Origin of the sequence: Bacteroides sp. 1001302B_160321_D4 (assembly GCF_015667765.1) — a bacterium.
Lineage (GTDB): Bacteria > Bacteroidota > Bacteroidia > Bacteroidales > Bacteroidaceae > Bacteroides > Bacteroides xylanisolvens.
This window is the reverse complement of the sequence record NZ_JADPLO010000017.1, coordinates 58907-76883: the sequence shown is the minus strand read 5'-3', so window position 1 is coordinate 76883 and position 17977 is coordinate 58907. Positions and strand designations below refer to the sequence as shown.

Sequence of the window (17977 nt, the reverse complement as noted above, 5' to 3'; positions counted from 1 at the left end):
ATAGGTTAGTTTTTGAGAGAGACATCCCTGTGTGTTATGTGATATTTTACAGGCATTTCGCTATGCAACGTACCGCTTACGGTTCGTTGCTTCTTGGTTTTGGGGTGAGAAACATAGAGGGTATACCGCGTTTCCAACCAATCATACACCATCCATAAAGTATAGGTTCGAGCAGTCCGGGGAGGAATTATGTCTTCTTCCTGCTCCGTATTAGAGCAAGACAACATTTGTTGTGCAGAAATGAGCGGTGCCCGTTTGCCGTTCATAGTTAAATATCCGTCTTTCATGCTTGGTATTTCCACCGTCAGACCGGCTTCGCCCAGTAATTGAAAAGCTTCGGGCACATCGCTTTTAAATCTCATAAAATGGTAAAAAGACTCGAAAGGGGAAAACGTGTATGTAGAGAAAACATCTGTAAAGTTATGAAAGGAGACGCCTTCTTTTCTCTCTGTCCTGTTTTCCGGATTGTAAGAATATGCATTCAAAGAATAAGTGATGCTATCCATCACATATCTGTCTGTCGGAGAAATCTCGACGCGTATCTCCTGCCACTCATACTCGTTGCTCGCCCTGAGCTGGAATTGAAAAGGAGCGGAAAGGGCATTCTCGCCCACCGTTATCTTCACTTCTTTGGGATGAACGCGTTCGATGATGAAATCAATCATCTCTCCGGTGCACACAATCTTTCCAAACCCGTTCAGCGATGGACCTTGGTCGGTTGTTATCAGGCGATTGTCCGCATCATATATTTTATATTGAATGGGAAAATCGAAGGCTATATACATCCAATCCCAATTGGCAGCTGCAAATTGAATAGTGGCAACATCCCCGTTCCCGTCCAGCGTCAGTTCGGAATCGGAAGAACGGAAGTCGTCGACAAACACGTCTCCGTTACAACCATAAAACTCCCCAAGGATAAGAAAACAGACCGTCAGGTACAGGAATCTTTTCATATTGTTTCTCGCTTGTTCATTCTCTTTTGTTCTCTACGGACAAAAGTAACATATATTTTCAGAAACAGCATACAAACCCGCAAGAAGTTACTAATTAATCAAACAGTTCTTTCAACACCTCCAATGATTTCAATGCCGGGAAGTCCGGCAGATGCAAGCGGTAATAATCATTCATAATCGTCAGGCAACGGGTACGCTCCGCACGGCTCATGCCAAAGAGATGCATTGTCTCATAGTTCATGCGCATCAGTTGACGGAGACGGGCAGCCTCTTCGGGATTGATATAGGAAGAATGCAGCTGGGGACGAATAGAAGTGAAGCAGGCATTCAATAAATCAAAGTAATCGCCGGTATGATAATCCTCCAGATTCGGATAAAGTCCCAGGAAACGGGAAAGACGCATCAGGAACACCAGATGGAAATTGGCAAAGCCGTCTCCACACTCATCCAGCCAAATGATGGAATGTTGCAGATAAGCAAATAACGGACGATTCTCCGCCTCCTCCCGAATAGCCCTGTAAAGAAACTCCGACAGAAAAAGTGCCATCGAAGACTTATACGGATCGTATGGAATGGAAGAAAAAGGATAAAAGGATTTCGCTTCTTTCACACGATAAAGAGTTGCATTGGGGCGATAGTCGGCCTCGAACTCAATAAAAGACAAGGGCTGGAAAAGTACGGATTTCACAGCCGCTTTCCGCGAACGGGGCACTGTTACAAGAAAAGAAGCCCTACCGGACAACTCTGTATACATATCCACAATGATAGATGTATCATTGTATTTCAATGTATGAAGAACTATTCCTTTCGTTTTTTGCAGCATAACCGATATTTATCTCGTTTCCAATCCGAAGCAAAGCTACAAAAAAACACAAAATAATCGGAGACATACGGCGTTAAATATCGCTTCCACTTCCTTATCTTGCGCGTACATGAAACAAACCTTATAAATGATACGCTTATTTTGTAGCAGTATGCCTATAAATTCTTTGTTATCATTCATCGTCTCCGGTATTTGTTCCGTTAGTCGCCTAAAGATTCATTTAGTTACAAAAGAAGTAACCAATAAGCAGCTTTTTTATTTCGCTATATATAATAAGGTGGTAAGAAAACATGCTTCCTACTGTTTTTCACAGGAGAGTTTTTTTTATATAAAAATCACAACCATATATTTCACTGAATATCAGCCAAAAAGAAAGACGTCTGTGAAAAAAAGCACATATTCATTGAAAATTTTTCTATGAATCATTTGCCAGTTTCAAAAAAGTTCCTACCTTTGCATCCGCAATCGAGAAACAAACACAGATTCGAGAAAGCAAAAAGCAGAAATGCTACAACAGGATGGCCCGTTCGTCTATCGGTTAGGACGCAAGATTTTCATTCTTGAAAGGGGGGTTCGATTCCCCCACGGGCTACAAGTTAAAAGAATAAAGAACTAAAAAAATAGATTAGTCGAGATGGCAAATCATAAATCATCACTGAAAAGAATCAGACAAGAAGAGACAAGAAGACTTCACAACAGATATTATGGCAAGACCATGAGAAATGCTGTTAGAAAGCTTCGTGCAACTACTGATAAAGCAGAAGCAGTTGCAATGTACCCAGGCATTACAAAGATGTTGGATAAGTTGGCTAAGGTGAACATCATTCACAAAAACAAAGCTAACAATCTGAAATCTAAGTTGGCTCTTTACATCAACAAGCTCGCTTAATAACAAGAATTTAACAATTCTATATAGCATCTAGGCTGAACTTTTAAGTTCGGCCTTTCTTGTTTATAACCCACTGAATATCAAACCTATCAAGAATACAGAGAAACCGCCCGCATTCTTTATTTTTCACTGATTATTCTTCGTCAAGTCGACAATTTTCACTATATTTGCTCTGTTATTAAAGTTAGAAAGGCAATTATGAGCGAAGAACAAATCACTCCCAATAACGGGTCTTATTCTGCGGATAGTATCCAAGTATTGGAAGGTCTTGAAGCAGTAAGAAAACGCCCTGCGATGTACATTGGTGACATCAGCGTCAAGGGACTTCACCACTTGGTATACGAAATCGTTGACAACTCTATCGACGAAGCATTGGCCGGCTATTGCGACCATATCGAAGTAACAATCAACGAAGACAATTCAATCACAGTACAGGACAACGGACGCGGTATTCCGGTTGACTATCACGAGAAAGAAAAGAAGTCGGCACTGGAAGTAGCCATGACCGTATTGCACGCCGGAGGTAAATTCGACAAGGGTTCTTACAAAGTATCCGGAGGTTTGCACGGTGTAGGTATGTCTTGCGTAAACGCGCTGTCTACCCACATGACTACACAAGTATTCCGTAATGGTAAAATCTATCAGCAGGAATACGAGATCGGTAAACCGCTTTATTCTGTAAAGGAAGTCGGTACAGCCGACATTACGGGAACCCGCCAACAATTCTGGCCGGATGGTACCATCTTTACTGAAACGGTATACGACTACAAGATTCTGGCTTCACGTCTGCGCGAATTGGCTTATCTGAACGCCGGTCTTCGCATCTCTCTGACTGACCGTCGGGTGGTGAACGAAGATGGAAGTTTCAAGAGCGAGCAGTTCTATTCAGAAGAAGGCTTGAGAGAGTTCGTACGTTTTATCGAGTCATCACGCGAGCACTTGATTAACGATGTGATCTATCTAAACTCCGAAAAGCAGGGAATTCCTATTGAAGTGGCTATCATGTACAATACCGGATTCTCCGAAAACGTTCACTCATACGTTAACAATATCAACACCATTGAAGGTGGTACACACTTGGCAGGTTTCCGCCGTGCGCTGACTCGTACGTTGAAAAAATACGCCGAAGACAGCAAGATGCTGGAAAAGGTGAAAGTTGAAATTTCGGGAGATGACTTCCGTGAAGGTTTGACTGCCGTTATTTCTGTAAAAGTAGCTGAACCACAGTTTGAAGGACAGACTAAAACGAAGTTGGGTAACAACGAAGTGATGGGTGCTGTTGACCAGGCAGTGGGCGAAGTATTAGCATATTATCTGGAAGAACATCCGAAGGAAGCCAAAACAATTGTCGACAAAGTGATTCTTGCCGCTACTGCACGTCACGCTGCAAGAAAGGCCCGTGAAATGGTACAACGCAAGTCGCCGATGTCGGGTGGTGGTCTGCCGGGCAAATTGGCCGACTGTTCGGATAAGGATCCTTCAAAATGTGAATTGTTCCTCGTCGAGGGAGACTCGGCAGGTGGTACTGCCAAACAGGGACGTAACCGTATGTTCCAGGCGATCCTCCCATTACGCGGTAAGATTCTGAACGTAGAAAAAGCCATGTATCACAAGGCTTTGGAAAGTGATGAAATCCGCAATATCTACACAGCTCTCGGTGTGACTATCGGAACTGATGAAGACAGCAAGGAAGCAAACATACAGAAGCTGCGCTATCACAAGATTATCATCATGACCGATGCCGACGTCGATGGTTCTCACATCGACACACTGATCATGACGTTCTTCTTCCGTTATATGCCGCAGGTTATCCAGAACGGTTATCTGTACATCGCTACTCCCCCGCTCTACCTCTGCAAAAAGGGTAAAGTAGAAGAGTATTGCTGGACAGATGCACAACGCCAAAAGTTTATTGACACTTACGGTGGTGGTTCAGAAAATGCAATTCATACACAACGCTACAAAGGTTTGGGTGAGATGAACGCCCAGCAGTTGTGGGAAACAACTATGGACCCTGAAAACCGTATGCTGAAACAAGTAAATATTGACAACGCCGCAGAAGCTGATTATATCTTCTCTATGTTGATGGGTGAAGATGTAGGGCCACGCCGCGAGTTTATTGAAGAGAATGCAACGTATGCAAATATCGATGCATAATTTTAATATTACGTTTTTATAAACCAACCTCACATCTTACAACGAGGAAACGCCGATGGCGAAGGAACATCCTTCGATCGGCGTTTTTCTTTTATCTGAAGGGGCTTTCATGTTCGAATCGTTCAACCGCCCATCTCTTAATAAAACCTAACAGCAGAAACGTTTTCCATACAAAATCACTATCTTGCATAAAAAGCAAAGAAAACATAACTATGAAAATGAAAACTACTGCGCCCAATCCGTTATTTGCAAAGATCAGGTTGTTTCTTATTGTACTGACTTCCTGCGTGATCGCGACTTGTATCTTCTTGATTATTATCCATCCGGAAGCATGGGTTATGCCGGCATGCGGAATCATAATCGCATTGTGCATTTTGCTCTATCAGCTATATTGCATACGCAAGAATCGGAAGAGAATTTAAATATATTGTTGCTTTTTCAGCTCTTCAGCAACAGTAACCAGCTCTTTGTACCATTCTTCACCGAACTTACGGATTAAAGGCTCTTTCAAAAACTGATATACGGGAAGATTCTCTTTTTTCCCCAGCAAAACTGCTGCTTTGCATACGTCCCAACGATTATAATTCACCGCTTTATAGGGCCCGTAATCGCCGATCCGGATAGGATAAAGATGACAGGACACCGGTTTATAGAAGTCTGTTTTCCCCTCCCGATAAGCCTTCTCAATAGCACAGTAGCAACAGCCTTTCTCATCGTAGCAGGTAAACACACAGTCTTTATTATTAACAATAGAAGTCACTAGATCACCTTCCTCATCCGTATATACTACTCCTTGCTTTTCAATCACCGCACGTGCTTCCGGAGCCAGTTCATCCCAAATAATCGGCAAAACTTCTTCCAACTCCATCACCTCGTCCAGCTCTACCGGAGCACCGGCATCACCTTCAATACAACAAGCCCCCTTGCAGGCGCCCAAATCGCAAAGGAACTTCTCCTGAAATACATCAAGAGACACTACTACATCACCTATTTGTATCATTTTAAACCTTATGTGAGACAAAAAGGGCGGAGTAGAACTCCGCCCTCCCAATTATAGAAATCTAAATTACTTAATCAAAACGTTTCCGTCCATTTCAGCCGGAGCAGCCAGCCCCATAATCTTCAGAATTGTTGGAGCAACATCTGCCAAACGACCATCTTCTACTTTCGCAGCCTTGTTCTCTGTCACGTAAACACAAGGAACAGGGTTCAAAGAGTGAGCAGTGTTCGGAGTACCGTCTTCGTTCAAAGCATGGTCAGCATTACCATGATCGGCAATGATAATTGCTTCGTAATCTTGTGCTTTAGCGGCTTCGATTACATCTTTCACACAAGCATCTACAGCAACAACCGCTTTCTCGATTGCTTCGTAAATACCGGTATGGCCAACCATGTCACCATTAGCGAAGTTCACTACGATGAAATCATATTTGTTCTCGTTGATGGCAGCTACCAGTTTATCTTTTACTTCAAAAGCGCTCATTTCCGGCTTCAAGTCATAAGTAGCAACTTTTGGAGAAGGAACAAGGATACGTTCTTCTTTATCGAATGGAGTTTCACGTCCACCGTTGAAGAAGAATGTTACGTGAGCATACTTTTCTGTTTCAGCGATATGAAGTTGGCTCAAGCCTTTGGAAGCAAGATATTCGCCCAATGTGTTGGACACGTTTTCTTTGTCGAACAAGATATGAACGCCCTTGAAAGATGCATCATACGGAGTCATACAGTAATATTGCAGCCCCGGGATAGTATGCATGCCAACTTCCGGCATATCTTGTTGAGTCAGTACGACAGTCAACTCTTTAGCACGGTCGTTACGGTAGTTGAAGAAGATCACTACATCACCCTCTTTGATTGTTCCGTCACAGTTAGCGTTTACAATCGGTTTGATGAATTCGTCTGTCACGCCTTCGTCGTAAGATTCCTGCATTGCCTGAACCATATCAGTAGCTTTCTTGCCTACACCGTTTACGAGCAGGTCGTATGCTTCTTTTACACGTTCCCAACGTTTATCACGGTCCATTGCATAATAACGGCCGATGATAGAAGCAATCTTTCCTGCTGATTTCTCGCAGTGTGCAGAAAGTTCTTCGATAAAGCCTTTACCACTCTTCGGGTCAGTATCACGGCCATCCATGAAGCAGTGGATAAATGTATTGTTGATGTTGTATTCTTTTGCGATATCGCAAAGTTTGAAGAGATGAACGAGTGAGCTGTGTACACCACCGTTAGAAGTCAGCCCCATAAAGTGAATATTCTTTCCGTTTTCTTTTGCATAAGAGAAAGCAGAAACGATTTCAGGATTTTTCATGATGCTGTTGTCCGCACATGCACGATTGATTTTCACCAAGTCCTGATAAACCACGCGTCCGGCACCGATATTCAAGTGACCTACTTCCGAGTTACCCATCTGTCCGTCGGGCAAACCTACGTTTTCACCGCTTGCCTGAAGTTGAGAGTGAGGATAAGTACTCATCAGATAATCCCAATAAGGAGTGGGAGTGTTGAAGATTACGTCGTCTTTCTTTTGGTCACCTAATCCCCAACCATCGAGGATCATTAAAAGGGCTTTCTTACTCATAATATTTTAATATTTAAATTACCACACTGATTTTCGGGCGCAAAGGTACAAAAAAGATGGTTACGTAAACGTTTAATCTATGTTAAGTTACAGGGCAGAAGTGTATCAGGCTATGGGGCTTTTTCTTACTTTGTAAAAGTACTTTCAACCTGTTTATCGAAAAACACGACACAAAAGGCGGAACTTACTTCATTTTTCCGTACCTTTGCATCGCTTTTAAATTAAAATCATAGAAATATGGACGATTCAAACCCGCGAACGTGCACAACTAGTATTAATTAAAGCGAACAGAGCCATTGAAGACTGATGCCTCTGCTCGTGTCAAACAAACGAAAGGAGGCAATAAGATGAGAACGTATCTTTATTGTGAGGCTGGCTTTGTGGAAAAAGCACAATGGCTTCCCAACAGCTGGGTAAATGTAGTATGCCCAAACAATGACGACTTTGAATTTCTAACTCAAACTCTCAACGTACCCGAATCATTTCTGAACGATATAGCCGATACGGACGAACGTCCGCGTACGGATACGGAAGGCAACTGGTTGTTGACGATTCTTCGTATCCCGGTAGTGAACAAACAGAATGGCAGTCTGCCTTTCGACACTGTACCGATTGGAATTATCACTAATAACGAGATTATCGTGTCCGTCTGTTATCACAACACGGATTTATTACCGGATTTCATAGAGCATACCCGTCGAAAAGGGATCGTTGTACGCAACAAGCTAGATCTGATTTTCCGGTTAATCTATTCTTCTGCTGTGTGGTTCCTGAAATATCTAAAGCAGATAAACATAGACATCAGTGCCGCAGAAAAGGAACTGGAACGAAGCATCCGTAACGAAGACCTGCTTCGCTTGATGAGACTGCAAAAAACACTTGTCTACTTCAACACTTCCATCCGTGGAAATGAAGTGATGATCGGTAAGTTAAGGACTATTTTTCAGGATACGGATTATCTGGACACTGAATTAGTGGAAGATGTAATTATCGAGCTGAAACAGGCGCTCAATACGGTGAATATTTACAGTGATATCCTCACAGGGACAATGGATGCTTTTGCGTCTATTATCTCCAATAATGTGAATACGATCATGAAACGTATGACAAGTCTGTCCATCGTCCTGATGCTCCCGACATTGATTGCCAGTTTCTATGGCATGAATGTGGATATTCACCTGGAAGAAGTGCCCTTTGCTTTCTCTTTGATTGTGCTCTTTTCCATCGGATTGTCAACGCTTGCGTTTGTGATATTCCGGAAGATTAAGTGGTTCTAAAAGTGCTTATTAAAAGCTACCAGAAAAACTGGAGTAAAAAACACCTTTATTACAAGTGAACTGCACCCCAAAAGTTAAACACTAAACTTCAAGGGTGCAGTCAATATTCAGTAGTAAAACGTAAAATTCGTTTTACTATCAGTCTCTTACAATGCTCTCACTTCCTAGTTATTACCTCAAATATCTTCCGGGCAATCATTTTCATACCTTTATCATTGGGATGTGTGATTATAAAATCCTGTTTTACTTTATAAGGCTTGTTTGATGTACTATACAATTTATCACCAATCTTGGGATAAACTCCTTGCTGCTCGCTAATCCACGCAAGCGGAACATACTCAAGTCCATTTCGGTTTGCTGCATTTATCAATGCTTCTTCTTTGTCAGCATCAGGCCAGAAACAACCGGTAATAATAACATTAGAAGTATATTTCTTACATACATTTACAAGATCAAGAATCCTCGTTTTAAACAGTTCCTTGTCATGTACATTTTCTCCGAGCCTTATAACTATCAAATCTTTATTCAGGCACTTCTCCCCAATCAAAGAATCAATATTACAATTTAAGTTCTGTTCCCAATATGCAATATTCAGTGGAGTAACCGTTGACGAATCATTATACTTTTTAAGCATAGACTGAAGCTGATGACAATAATCATATTCTTCTTTTGATGCCGCCATCCCCCAATCAGAGAACCACTCAATATCATGTTTTACCCCATGCTTAGTTATCGAATTACCCAAGCATAATACATTAGTTGCTTCACTAATGTCTAATAAGGTGTTTGTTTGGTAAACAGGATTATTAACTGTAAACAGATAGTTTCCTGATCCGACCTTCAATTTAATCCCTATTGGACCATTTTGATTAACCTCCATATTAATAATATCCGTGACTGATGTCAGAGCCACACCGTAATCCGTTATATCTTCAAATGTTGCAGCAGGCAGACTAATTACTGCTTCACTATTAGCCGGAACAGATACTTTCAATTCGTATTTTTCCCGTTCCTTTTTCCATTCACAACGAATCAATCCATAAGGAGACTCATAAGAAGTTGTAGCAGATGTAATATCACCGACTATTTGAGGATCAATTAATACTGTTTTATACCCCAATGACTGTTCTGTCTGGCCTATGCCGCCTATACCACTATACAACCATTCCATCAAGTGTCCTAACATAAAATGATTGTTAGACACAAATCCGAACGCCTGCCATGATTCTGTAAGCGCTGTCGCATCATGTGCTAACTGCCAACCATAACCAGGAACATCATATCTACAATTCATTTTATAAATCAGTTCCGACAAATGATTAGCCTCCAACGCACGTAACACATATCTATATCCTATATCCCCAGCCGTCAATGCATAATTTCGACTTTGTATATCACAAACCAAATTATCAAGTACCATTTGTTTGTGAGCCTCATCTGCTAAATCCATGAATAGAACAATTGCATTAGCAGTCTGACTATTGCGATCATAGATATTCGATAAAGAATCAAAAAATGTACGATTAAAGGAAACCTTAATGCCGGCTGCCAATTTTTCATATACCTCCACATCTTCAGAAATACCTAAAAGCCGAGCAATCTTCTGCATGATAACGGCATTGTAATAGTAGGTTGCTGTTGCCGTCACTCCATTGGATGTCAATTGCGAATTTCCCGGAACATCTGGTCCTATGTCAAACCAATCGCCTAAACCATAAGAAATTATATGATCTTTTGCACGGGAGGCCAGATAGTTCATATATCTTTTCATTGCAGGATAAAACTCTGTCAAAGCCCTGTCGTCTCCATACCATAAATACGAATACCAGGAAGATATAATAAATGCACTTCCCCACTCTGGCGTATCTTCGAACCCTTCTTTAAATCTCACATATTCGGGTGCAATGGAGGGGATCATCCCTTCTTCCGTTTGCGACAGATACATATCTCTTATTATCTTGCCATACATTCGGGACATATTGTAACGATATTGCAGGGAGTATTGCATCAGATAAGCTTGTTCCACCCAACCCAGTTTTTCCCTATGAGGGCAATCAGTCAGCACACTGGCCATATTGCTGCGCATAGCCCAGTCTATAAGATTATGTATTTTATTAAACAGAGGATTGGAGCAAGAAAAACTCCCTGTTTTAGGAGCAGCCAAACAGGTGTGAACTCCAGCAAGTTCCATTATAACCGGAAGTTTATCCGGATTTTCCTCTCCTGCCGGAATCGCGCCCTCCACTTCTACATAGCGATAACCATAATAGGTGAATTGTGGTTGCCATGTTTCAATACATTGCCCACCCCGAAGTTTATAAGTAAAGTAAAAAGGCTCTCCTGACGCCGACTGATTGACTGTGTGATTCCGGTTCAGTAATTCCGCAGGTGTCAGACGTACACTCTGTCCTCTTTCTCCCTTTACACAAAGATGAATTACTCCTGAAAAATTTTGCCCCAAGTCATATACCCAGTTTCCCTTCTCATTTTTAAAATACGTAACCACTGGCATTTCTTCTCTTATCCGGAGCGGTTCGGTTTGTTGGGAAACCATCTTAGGAGCATAGTCGGCAACTAATACATTTTTCCAGCCGCTGCTATCGAAATCTGCATACATCCATCCTGGCTGCTCTCTAGTTGCATCATAGTCTTCTCCACCATATATACTGGAGAAAACTACAGGACTTTCACTTACCTTCCACGACTTATCGGATACAATCTCTTGAACGGAAGCATCGTCATAAACAATTCTCAAATATAACTTCATTTTAGGAGCGCCATAAGAGATCAGCAATTTAAAATAACGTTCCTGAGGCACATTATAAAATCCATTTCCAAGCATAATCCCCAATACATTTTCTCCACGCTGCAATAAGCCCGTTATATCAAATGATACATAAAAGGCCTCTTTATCGTATAAAGTCCACCCGGCATCCAAAAAATGATTACCCACTTTTCCGCCATTCAGATAAAAATCAAAATGTCCCAAACCTGAAACATAAGCAAAAGCTCTACTGATCTTTTTATCTTTCACTCTAAACTGTTTCCGAAATTGAGGAAGTTTATACATCCCTACCTTCTGGGTAGGCAAAGCTTCCTCCTCCTGATAATGAATACCTTTTACTCGCCCTTCGTCTTTCTCCATAGAAATCCATTGAGCATTTCCCCAATCGGAATTTGCCAACAAACCAGTAGCAAATGTATTTATCTGACTCCATGCAGATACCTTGTCTTCATCATTCCAAATTCTAACCCGCCAATAATAGACCTGGGACGATTTTAATTTTACACCTTTGAAAGGAACGAGAATTGATTTGTCAGAAATAACCTTTCCACTATCCCAAACATGAGCTTCACTATTCATCAATTTGTCCGGAGAATCAGCTACGCATACCTGATAAGCATATTGTTTAAAATTGCGCTTTTGAGCATATATCTTCCAACTGAAACGCGGAGACTGCGAATCTATTCCTACCGGATTCTCTGCCTGTTCAGTAGTCAAACAATAAACAGAGAAAGAGTCATCAGCAGATACATTCACTGCTGTCAGTAACATGAAGAAAATAACTATTCTATACATTCCTCTTTTACTCTATAATTCTAACTTTGTTATTTTCGATCACTACATCTTTAATTGTTAATCTTTCCAGACCTGTCGTATTGGGTGAATGATAAGATATTTTCAAATTTCCGTTTTTATCTTTGAACAACATGGCGTGCCCGCCATCATCATTATTCAAAGGTTCTGGCATTTGTACCCATGGTCCTTGCACATTACCCGATTCTGACAACGCTTGACCAATACAATATTTACCGTCTTTAGTAAAGCTAGACCACAACATAAGAAGCGCACCGCTCTCTAAACGATAAACAGTTGGGGCATCAGTCACATTACCTGTATTCTCACCTAAAGTAACCGGACCTACCCACGGAGCCTCGGAAGCCTTAAACAGCAAATGTGGTTCCCCCTCCGTCATTGTCAAATCATCTTTCAATTGTTGAACATATATTTCCCCATCGCCGACTTCTACCCATTCACGACAATAAAAAATCCATGGGGTCCCTTCCGAATCAACATAAAGAGAACCATCCAAACACGTCCACTCCTGTGGTGTAACAGCGTTGTTGACTAATGGTTGGAAAGTTCCAGTCACTCTATCCGAAACCAAAACAGAAGTTCCTCTTTTGACTCCCGGTGCACTCAACGTGATAAACAAATAATATTTGTCTTCATATTTATAAAAATCGGGAGCCCAAAAATCTTCTTTTCCCCAAAATCCGGCAGAAGGGAGAAATGAATATCCATTCTCCTGCCAAGTAAGCAGATCTTTGCTCTTGTATGACTTTACTTTCAGAGTACCATTTACATGCAAGTAATAATAATCAGTATCCGCATCATAAAATATAAAAGGATCTCTCACTTTCAATTGGCTTGCGTCAATCTCTGTTACTTTTTGCTGAATGTCATCCGTATTGCTACAAGCAATAAGCAACAAACTAAGTAATGCAAATGACTTACATAATAATTTTGATATTTTCATCATAATCGTTTATAGTATTTATATTTATTATTTTTACACGATATTATTTATACCCATCATATTTTCCATCAAGAATCACCTCTTTCACCGCTTCCAGATACCCGAATCCATACTTCATATCAGGTAAGAGATACCCTCCCTCTATCCATTCATTCCAAGAAAAGACTGTTATCAGCTTCGGCAAAGCCGGACGAACATCCAGATATTCTTTTGCTTTTTGAAGATAAGTCGCGAAACTTTGAGGAGAGTTGTTATAGTGTACTACATCTTTTTGAGTTTTATGAGGAAATCGTGGGGTATCGTCCCAACCAACAGAAGCATTAGGGAAATAAGGAACAGAAAGAGCCTCTACCCATTTATCCATTCTTTCCATGGATTCCTTTCCCCAAGTCATATAATCTTCCGGATGTGGACCGCCCCAGTTGTAATGTGTCATGCTGTTTATGCCCAATTGCTCTATTTGCTGCAACATTTTTTCGTCAGGCATACCTCCGCCAATAATTGATTGTATATGTAGTTCAGGAAATCCATACCTTTTTACCTCTTTTCTAAAATAGTCAAGTGCTTTACGGGCCTCATCCACAGTACCGAAGCTCTGAACAAACTTCTCCAGACTAAAGATTGAAAAAACAGGAGCACCATTTATCTTGAAATAGTTACCTTTCTCAAAATATTGATTAATTACTCTATCCACTATGATTTTAAAATTTTTCCAGTCTACGGAAGCATCCCACAACAACGATTCATCATTACCATATTTATGCACATTCCAATAGTTCTTCTTTACATCATGGTTAGCCCACATAATATAGAACTGCATTTTATCATTATTACGTGCTTTCAAAAAGCCATCATTGATACAACTTTCAAGAAACGGTCCTTCATCATACCAATACCAATCAAATATAAAAACATTCACTCCATGTTGCGTAGCTGCATCAATCCATTTTTCCATCACTTGCGGGTTATTATCCATTTCATACCCCCATAAAGGTTGTTTAGGCTGATAATGGCCTTCAAAGCGGGGAGTACCTTTTTTAATAATTTCCCACTCTCCCGTCCCCGCCGGCCATAATAGTTCATGTCCTTTAGGCCGATCATCATGACAGGAAGGCCAGACGTAGGCAGCAACACTGTAACCAGAATGCGTATCCCCTACAATAGCTTGTGCTGCAACTTGCCCTACAAAAGCAAATATACCTGTCATATTCAACAAACAGAAAACAATATACTTGAGTCGTTTTTCTTTTATCATTTTATTATTCCAATTTATGAACCGGAGTTCTTCCGATTCTGTTTATAACACCTAAATAACATACTCCACCATCATTCAGTTATTCTTCCTATAAATGATAAATCATGAAAGAAAGACATTACATTACTCCCAAACAACGTTAGTTACAAAATTATTTTTTTGTACATCTTCATCTCCGGTAATTTTCGTTCCATTGACAAAATAGTCCTTAATGTATACATTAGAAACCTGATGTTTCTCATCATAACCTTTCAGTTCAATGCAGGAAAAAGAAGAGCCAGTACAACGTATATTCCTGAATTGTATATTGTCAATACTTCCACGAGTCACATCACTAGACCATTGCGTTCCATAAATACCCAAAGAAATTGCCCTTCCCCAATCTTTTGTATCCATAGGCGTATTACCCAGCATCGCCCGTTCCCGTATCGGTTCCTCAATAGAGATATTGTTGAATACGACATTTTCGATATGGCCTCTATCTCCATTTTGCATATCCATAGCCACCATGGTAAAGTGTGGTACATAGCAATTGGATATGACAACATCCTGAATCGTATCAGCTACCGTTTCCGCACCAAACTCAAAAATCTTGCCCCAATCATTCCAAAGCACACAATTGTCTACCCGAATACCTTTAATGGTCTGTTGCTCCTCATACGCCCACTGCAATCCTTTTATCGCTATATTATCATCAAATGCTCTAATAAACGAATTCTTTATGACTATATTGTTACTATTCACAATATCAATCCCATCAGAATTATACCGCCAGAAACCTATCAACTTAATATTATCAAATGTAATCTGGTCACAACAAGAAGGTACGACTCCCCATTCATGAGCATCTCTCAATATAATACCTCCAATATAAGCGTTACGTACTTTATGCAGACTAATCATATGAGGAGCAGCACCTCTTGCTATCCGGCTTGCATCAAGTATTCCTTTACCTATTACCTTAATATTAGAAGTGTTCTCGCTCCGAATGACTCCATAAACAATTGCTCCTTCGTCTATATAAACTGTTTCATCGCTTTTTACATTAATCACTCCGGCTTCATGAACTCCGGGGCCATAATAATGAATACGACTATCCTCTTTATCCACTTGTATTTGCTCCTTAGGATTGACGAACAAATGCAAAGCTTTATGATGCCCATTAACCTCAACAACAAACTGACAAGGATTAGTGACAACAAACTCAATCGTATTTCCTTTCACTTCAGGAATAATACCAAACTCTTTAGGACGTATATCACAACTTTCAATCTTCTGCTCCGTTGTTATTCTCACAGTCTTACCAGCTTCATAATCAAATGATGCAAAAGATGCGATTTCTGTTTGTTCCAAAGGACGCTGATATCCCGGCCAGTTCTGATTGATAGGATACTTAGACACCCGTGCCTGATAAACAAATACAGATTCTCCCCCTACCTCTACTTTGAAGTTCTCCGAAGAAAGTTCACCGATATTCCCCGAATCACCTTTATCCGCACAACAAGCTACACTTACCCCTAAAAATACAATTAATACATATTTCAAATACATAGTTATCTTTTTACAATATGACAGTTATGGAATTGGGCAGAAGATGCCTGAAAAGGAAAGAACAGTCTTTATACTCCTAGGGCATCTTCTACACTTTTATTATTAATTCTGATATCCTGGATTTTCCTGCAAATTAGGATTATTTCCTGTACGTGACAACGTGATAGGAAAATAATAATTGTGTTCATAGAAGTTGGGAGACGTACCTGTACCATCTACATTATCCAATATCTGGAGTTGATACTTGCCGGTTTCGTAATCCAAAATATAACGCAATCCGGAATTGGGTTTGGAAAGAACATCCACTGCAATTCTCCAACGCCGTACATCCCAATAACGATGTCCTTCAAAGGCTAATTCCACTTTCCGTTCGTGACGTATTTTATCACGGTCTATCGATTCGAGAGGAGAAATTCCTGCACGTCTTCTAATATCATTCACGGCTTCCAAAGCCTCTCCCGTTTCTCCCAGTTCAAAGGCTGCTTCTGCCAGATTCAACAGTATCTCTCCATATCTGAAAACCAGATAATCAGTACTTGAAATGCCAGGAAACTGAAGTGTGTTATTACTCTCATCCAAATATTTCATTACACCAAAACCTGTTCCGAAGCCATTGTCTACAGATTGGGTTCCCAATGCTAATACTCCTTGATACGAACCATCATTCTGTATGGTTCCGTCAGGCAAACGAAGTCCATTGTGATAGTCAACCATCGCTCCCTTCCAAGCTGTGTTCTGCGTGTAAATTGTAGCAAAGAAACGAGGATCTTTGTTTGCCCACAGTTCGTTTGTTGTCCATAACCCTTGTTGAATCTGCGTCCTGTCCAATGCACCTGAAGTTCCGTCAATATGTTCGAATGCTTCAACCATTTCAAGATAAGGAGCATCTTTGTTTCCTGCTCCCCATGCTTGTGGTTTGGGGCATTGTGCAAAGTCATATCCCCATGAGTGTCCTCCGCTATAATCACCACTGTTTATGGAAGTCGGAGAGTCATTATGCCGTCTGGCTAAAATTACTTCACAATTATTCTTAACAAGAAAGATATTCTTAAAATTAGTCACCTTATCTGCATTTACATCATACAGAGAGTGTTTTTTACCTATTTCTTTTGACGCCTTATAAGACTCACGATAATAATGTTCAGCCAATGATGAAGGGATCCCCAATAAACCATTCATTTGCACCTTTCCGAATTGTGCAATACTGCCTGCATATAATGCCGCACGGCTCTTTAGCGCTAACGCAGCGTATTTCGTCGGCCTGCCCAAATTATCATCCCCAACTGTCTCATACAAGTATTCATTATTGATAATATCATCCATCTCTGCAAGAATAAAGTCATATACTTCCTGCTCCGAATTACGGCTGGGATACAATTCCTCCCAAGGCTCGTCCAACGCTTGCGGAACAGTAATCAGAGGAACACCACCATAACGTTTCACCATCGCAAAATAATTATACGCTCTCAAAAAACGTGCTTCTGCCACCCGCTCATTTTTCAGTTCCTCCGCTACCGGGGAACCGGGGACACGCTGAATAAATTCATTTAATGCACGGATGGTATTATAAGGAAGTTCCCACCATTCCAAAAGTCCTCCGCCAATGGTCAATCCGCCTGCTTTATAAGTCCTGACTGCATCTGTATTATATGCCCAGTTTACTTTAGCCTCATCCGCAATCTCATTAATCCAACACATTCCCATTCCTAGCTCACTCTGCCAGAAGTTTCCTCCGTTAGTGAAATATCCGGGAGTTTCATTCACCATTACAGAAGTCTGATAGTAACACTCCGCCAGATAACTATCAATCAGAACCGGGTCATTCCACACTGCATTATCAGAAATAATGTCTAAAGGTTCCTTATCTAATATATCCAGACAGGACGTCATCATAAACAACCCTAAAAATAAAAGACTCTTTATCTTTTTCATAGCATGCATATTTATTTA

13 protein-coding genes and 1 tRNA gene are annotated in these 17977 nt (G+C 40.8%); 5 read left to right on the top strand and 9 right to left on the bottom strand.

Annotated features, from left to right (window positions below):
* Window positions 1–5: 5 nt before the first annotated feature.
* On the bottom strand, window positions 6–953 hold the full coding sequence (locus KFO40_RS09145) for a hypothetical protein (RefSeq protein WP_211146282.1): 948 nt from the start codon (window positions 951–953) through the stop codon (window positions 6–8).
* A gap of 94 nt (window positions 954–1047) precedes the next feature.
* Window positions 1048–1776 (bottom strand): DNA repair protein RecO, encoded by a 729-nt coding sequence (gene recO, locus KFO40_RS09140; protein WP_004309477.1) that lies wholly within the window; start codon window positions 1774–1776, stop codon window positions 1048–1050.
* Window positions 1777–2296: 520 nt separating this feature from the next.
* On the opposite strand from recO, the gene KFO40_RS09135 reads away from it, so the two are divergent.
* The 4 genes from KFO40_RS09135 (at window position 2297) to KFO40_RS09120 (ending at window position 5244) form a co-directional block, all read left to right on the top strand.
* Window positions 2297–2368 (top strand) — tRNA-Glu (locus KFO40_RS09135).
* 42 nt (window positions 2369–2410) lie between these two features.
* The gene (rpsT, locus tag KFO40_RS09130) at window positions 2411–2665 is read left to right on the top strand and encodes a 30S ribosomal protein S20 (protein ID WP_004309474.1); all 255 of its coding nucleotides are present in this window, start codon (window positions 2411–2413) and stop codon (window positions 2663–2665) included.
* A gap of 198 nt (window positions 2666–2863) precedes the next feature.
* Window positions 2864–4822 (top strand): DNA topoisomerase (ATP-hydrolyzing) subunit B, encoded by a 1959-nt coding sequence (gene gyrB / locus KFO40_RS09125; protein ID WP_004315406.1) that lies wholly within the window; start codon window positions 2864–2866, stop codon window positions 4820–4822.
* Between the two features lie 212 nt (window positions 4823–5034).
* Window positions 5035–5244: a hypothetical protein gene (locus tag KFO40_RS09120; RefSeq protein WP_170849023.1), complete on the top strand. Its 210-nt coding sequence runs from the start codon at window positions 5035–5037 to the stop codon at window positions 5242–5244.
* Here the strand turns inward: KFO40_RS09120 and KFO40_RS09115 are convergent.
* Both KFO40_RS09115 and gpmI read right to left on the bottom strand, forming a co-directional pair.
* Entirely contained in the window at window positions 5241–5822 is a 582-nt protein-coding gene (locus tag KFO40_RS09115; RefSeq protein WP_074706947.1) for a DUF3109 family protein, read from the bottom strand. The two genes, KFO40_RS09120 and KFO40_RS09115, sit on opposite strands and share 4 nt — an antisense overlap.
* Window positions 5823–5888: 66 nt before the next feature.
* On the bottom strand, window positions 5889–7403 hold the full coding sequence (gene gpmI / locus KFO40_RS09110; protein ID WP_074706950.1) for a 2,3-bisphosphoglycerate-independent phosphoglycerate mutase: 1515 nt from the start codon (window positions 7401–7403) through the stop codon (window positions 5889–5891).
* Window positions 7404–7750: 347 nt separating this feature from the next.
* Between gpmI and KFO40_RS09105 the strand changes: the two genes are divergently transcribed.
* Window positions 7751–8680, top strand: coding sequence for a magnesium transporter CorA family protein (locus tag KFO40_RS09105; protein WP_008770430.1), 930 nt, complete (start codon window positions 7751–7753; stop codon window positions 8678–8680).
* A gap of 157 nt (window positions 8681–8837) precedes the next feature.
* Here the strand turns inward: KFO40_RS09105 and KFO40_RS09100 are convergent, their stop codons facing one another.
* The 5 genes from KFO40_RS09100 to KFO40_RS09080 form a co-directional block, all read right to left on the bottom strand.
* Window positions 8838–12260 carry a family 78 glycoside hydrolase catalytic domain gene (locus tag KFO40_RS09100; RefSeq protein ID WP_211146281.1) on the bottom strand — a complete coding sequence of 1141 codons (3423 nt, stop codon included), beginning with the start codon at window positions 12258–12260 and terminating at the stop codon, window positions 8838–8840.
* Window positions 12261–12267: 7 nt separating this feature from the next.
* On the bottom strand, window positions 12268–13224 hold the full coding sequence (locus tag KFO40_RS09095; protein ID WP_081353366.1) for a glycoside hydrolase family 43 protein: 957 nt from the start codon (window positions 13222–13224) through the stop codon (window positions 12268–12270).
* Window positions 13225–13264: 40 nt separating this feature from the next.
* Window positions 13265–14476: a glycoside hydrolase family 99-like domain-containing protein gene (locus tag KFO40_RS09090; RefSeq protein ID WP_211146280.1), complete on the bottom strand. Its 1212-nt coding sequence runs from the start codon at window positions 14474–14476 to the stop codon at window positions 13265–13267.
* Window positions 14477–14599: 123 nt separating this feature from the next.
* The gene (locus KFO40_RS09085; RefSeq protein WP_211146279.1) at window positions 14600–16027 is read right to left on the bottom strand and encodes a glycosyl hydrolase family 28 protein; all 1428 of its coding nucleotides are present in this window, start codon (window positions 16025–16027) and stop codon (window positions 14600–14602) included.
* A 102-nt stretch (window positions 16028–16129) separates the two neighbouring features.
* On the bottom strand, window positions 16130–17959 hold the full coding sequence (locus KFO40_RS09080) for a RagB/SusD family nutrient uptake outer membrane protein (protein ID WP_211146278.1): 1830 nt from the start codon (window positions 17957–17959) through the stop codon (window positions 16130–16132).
* Window positions 17960–17977 lie beyond the last annotated feature (18 nt).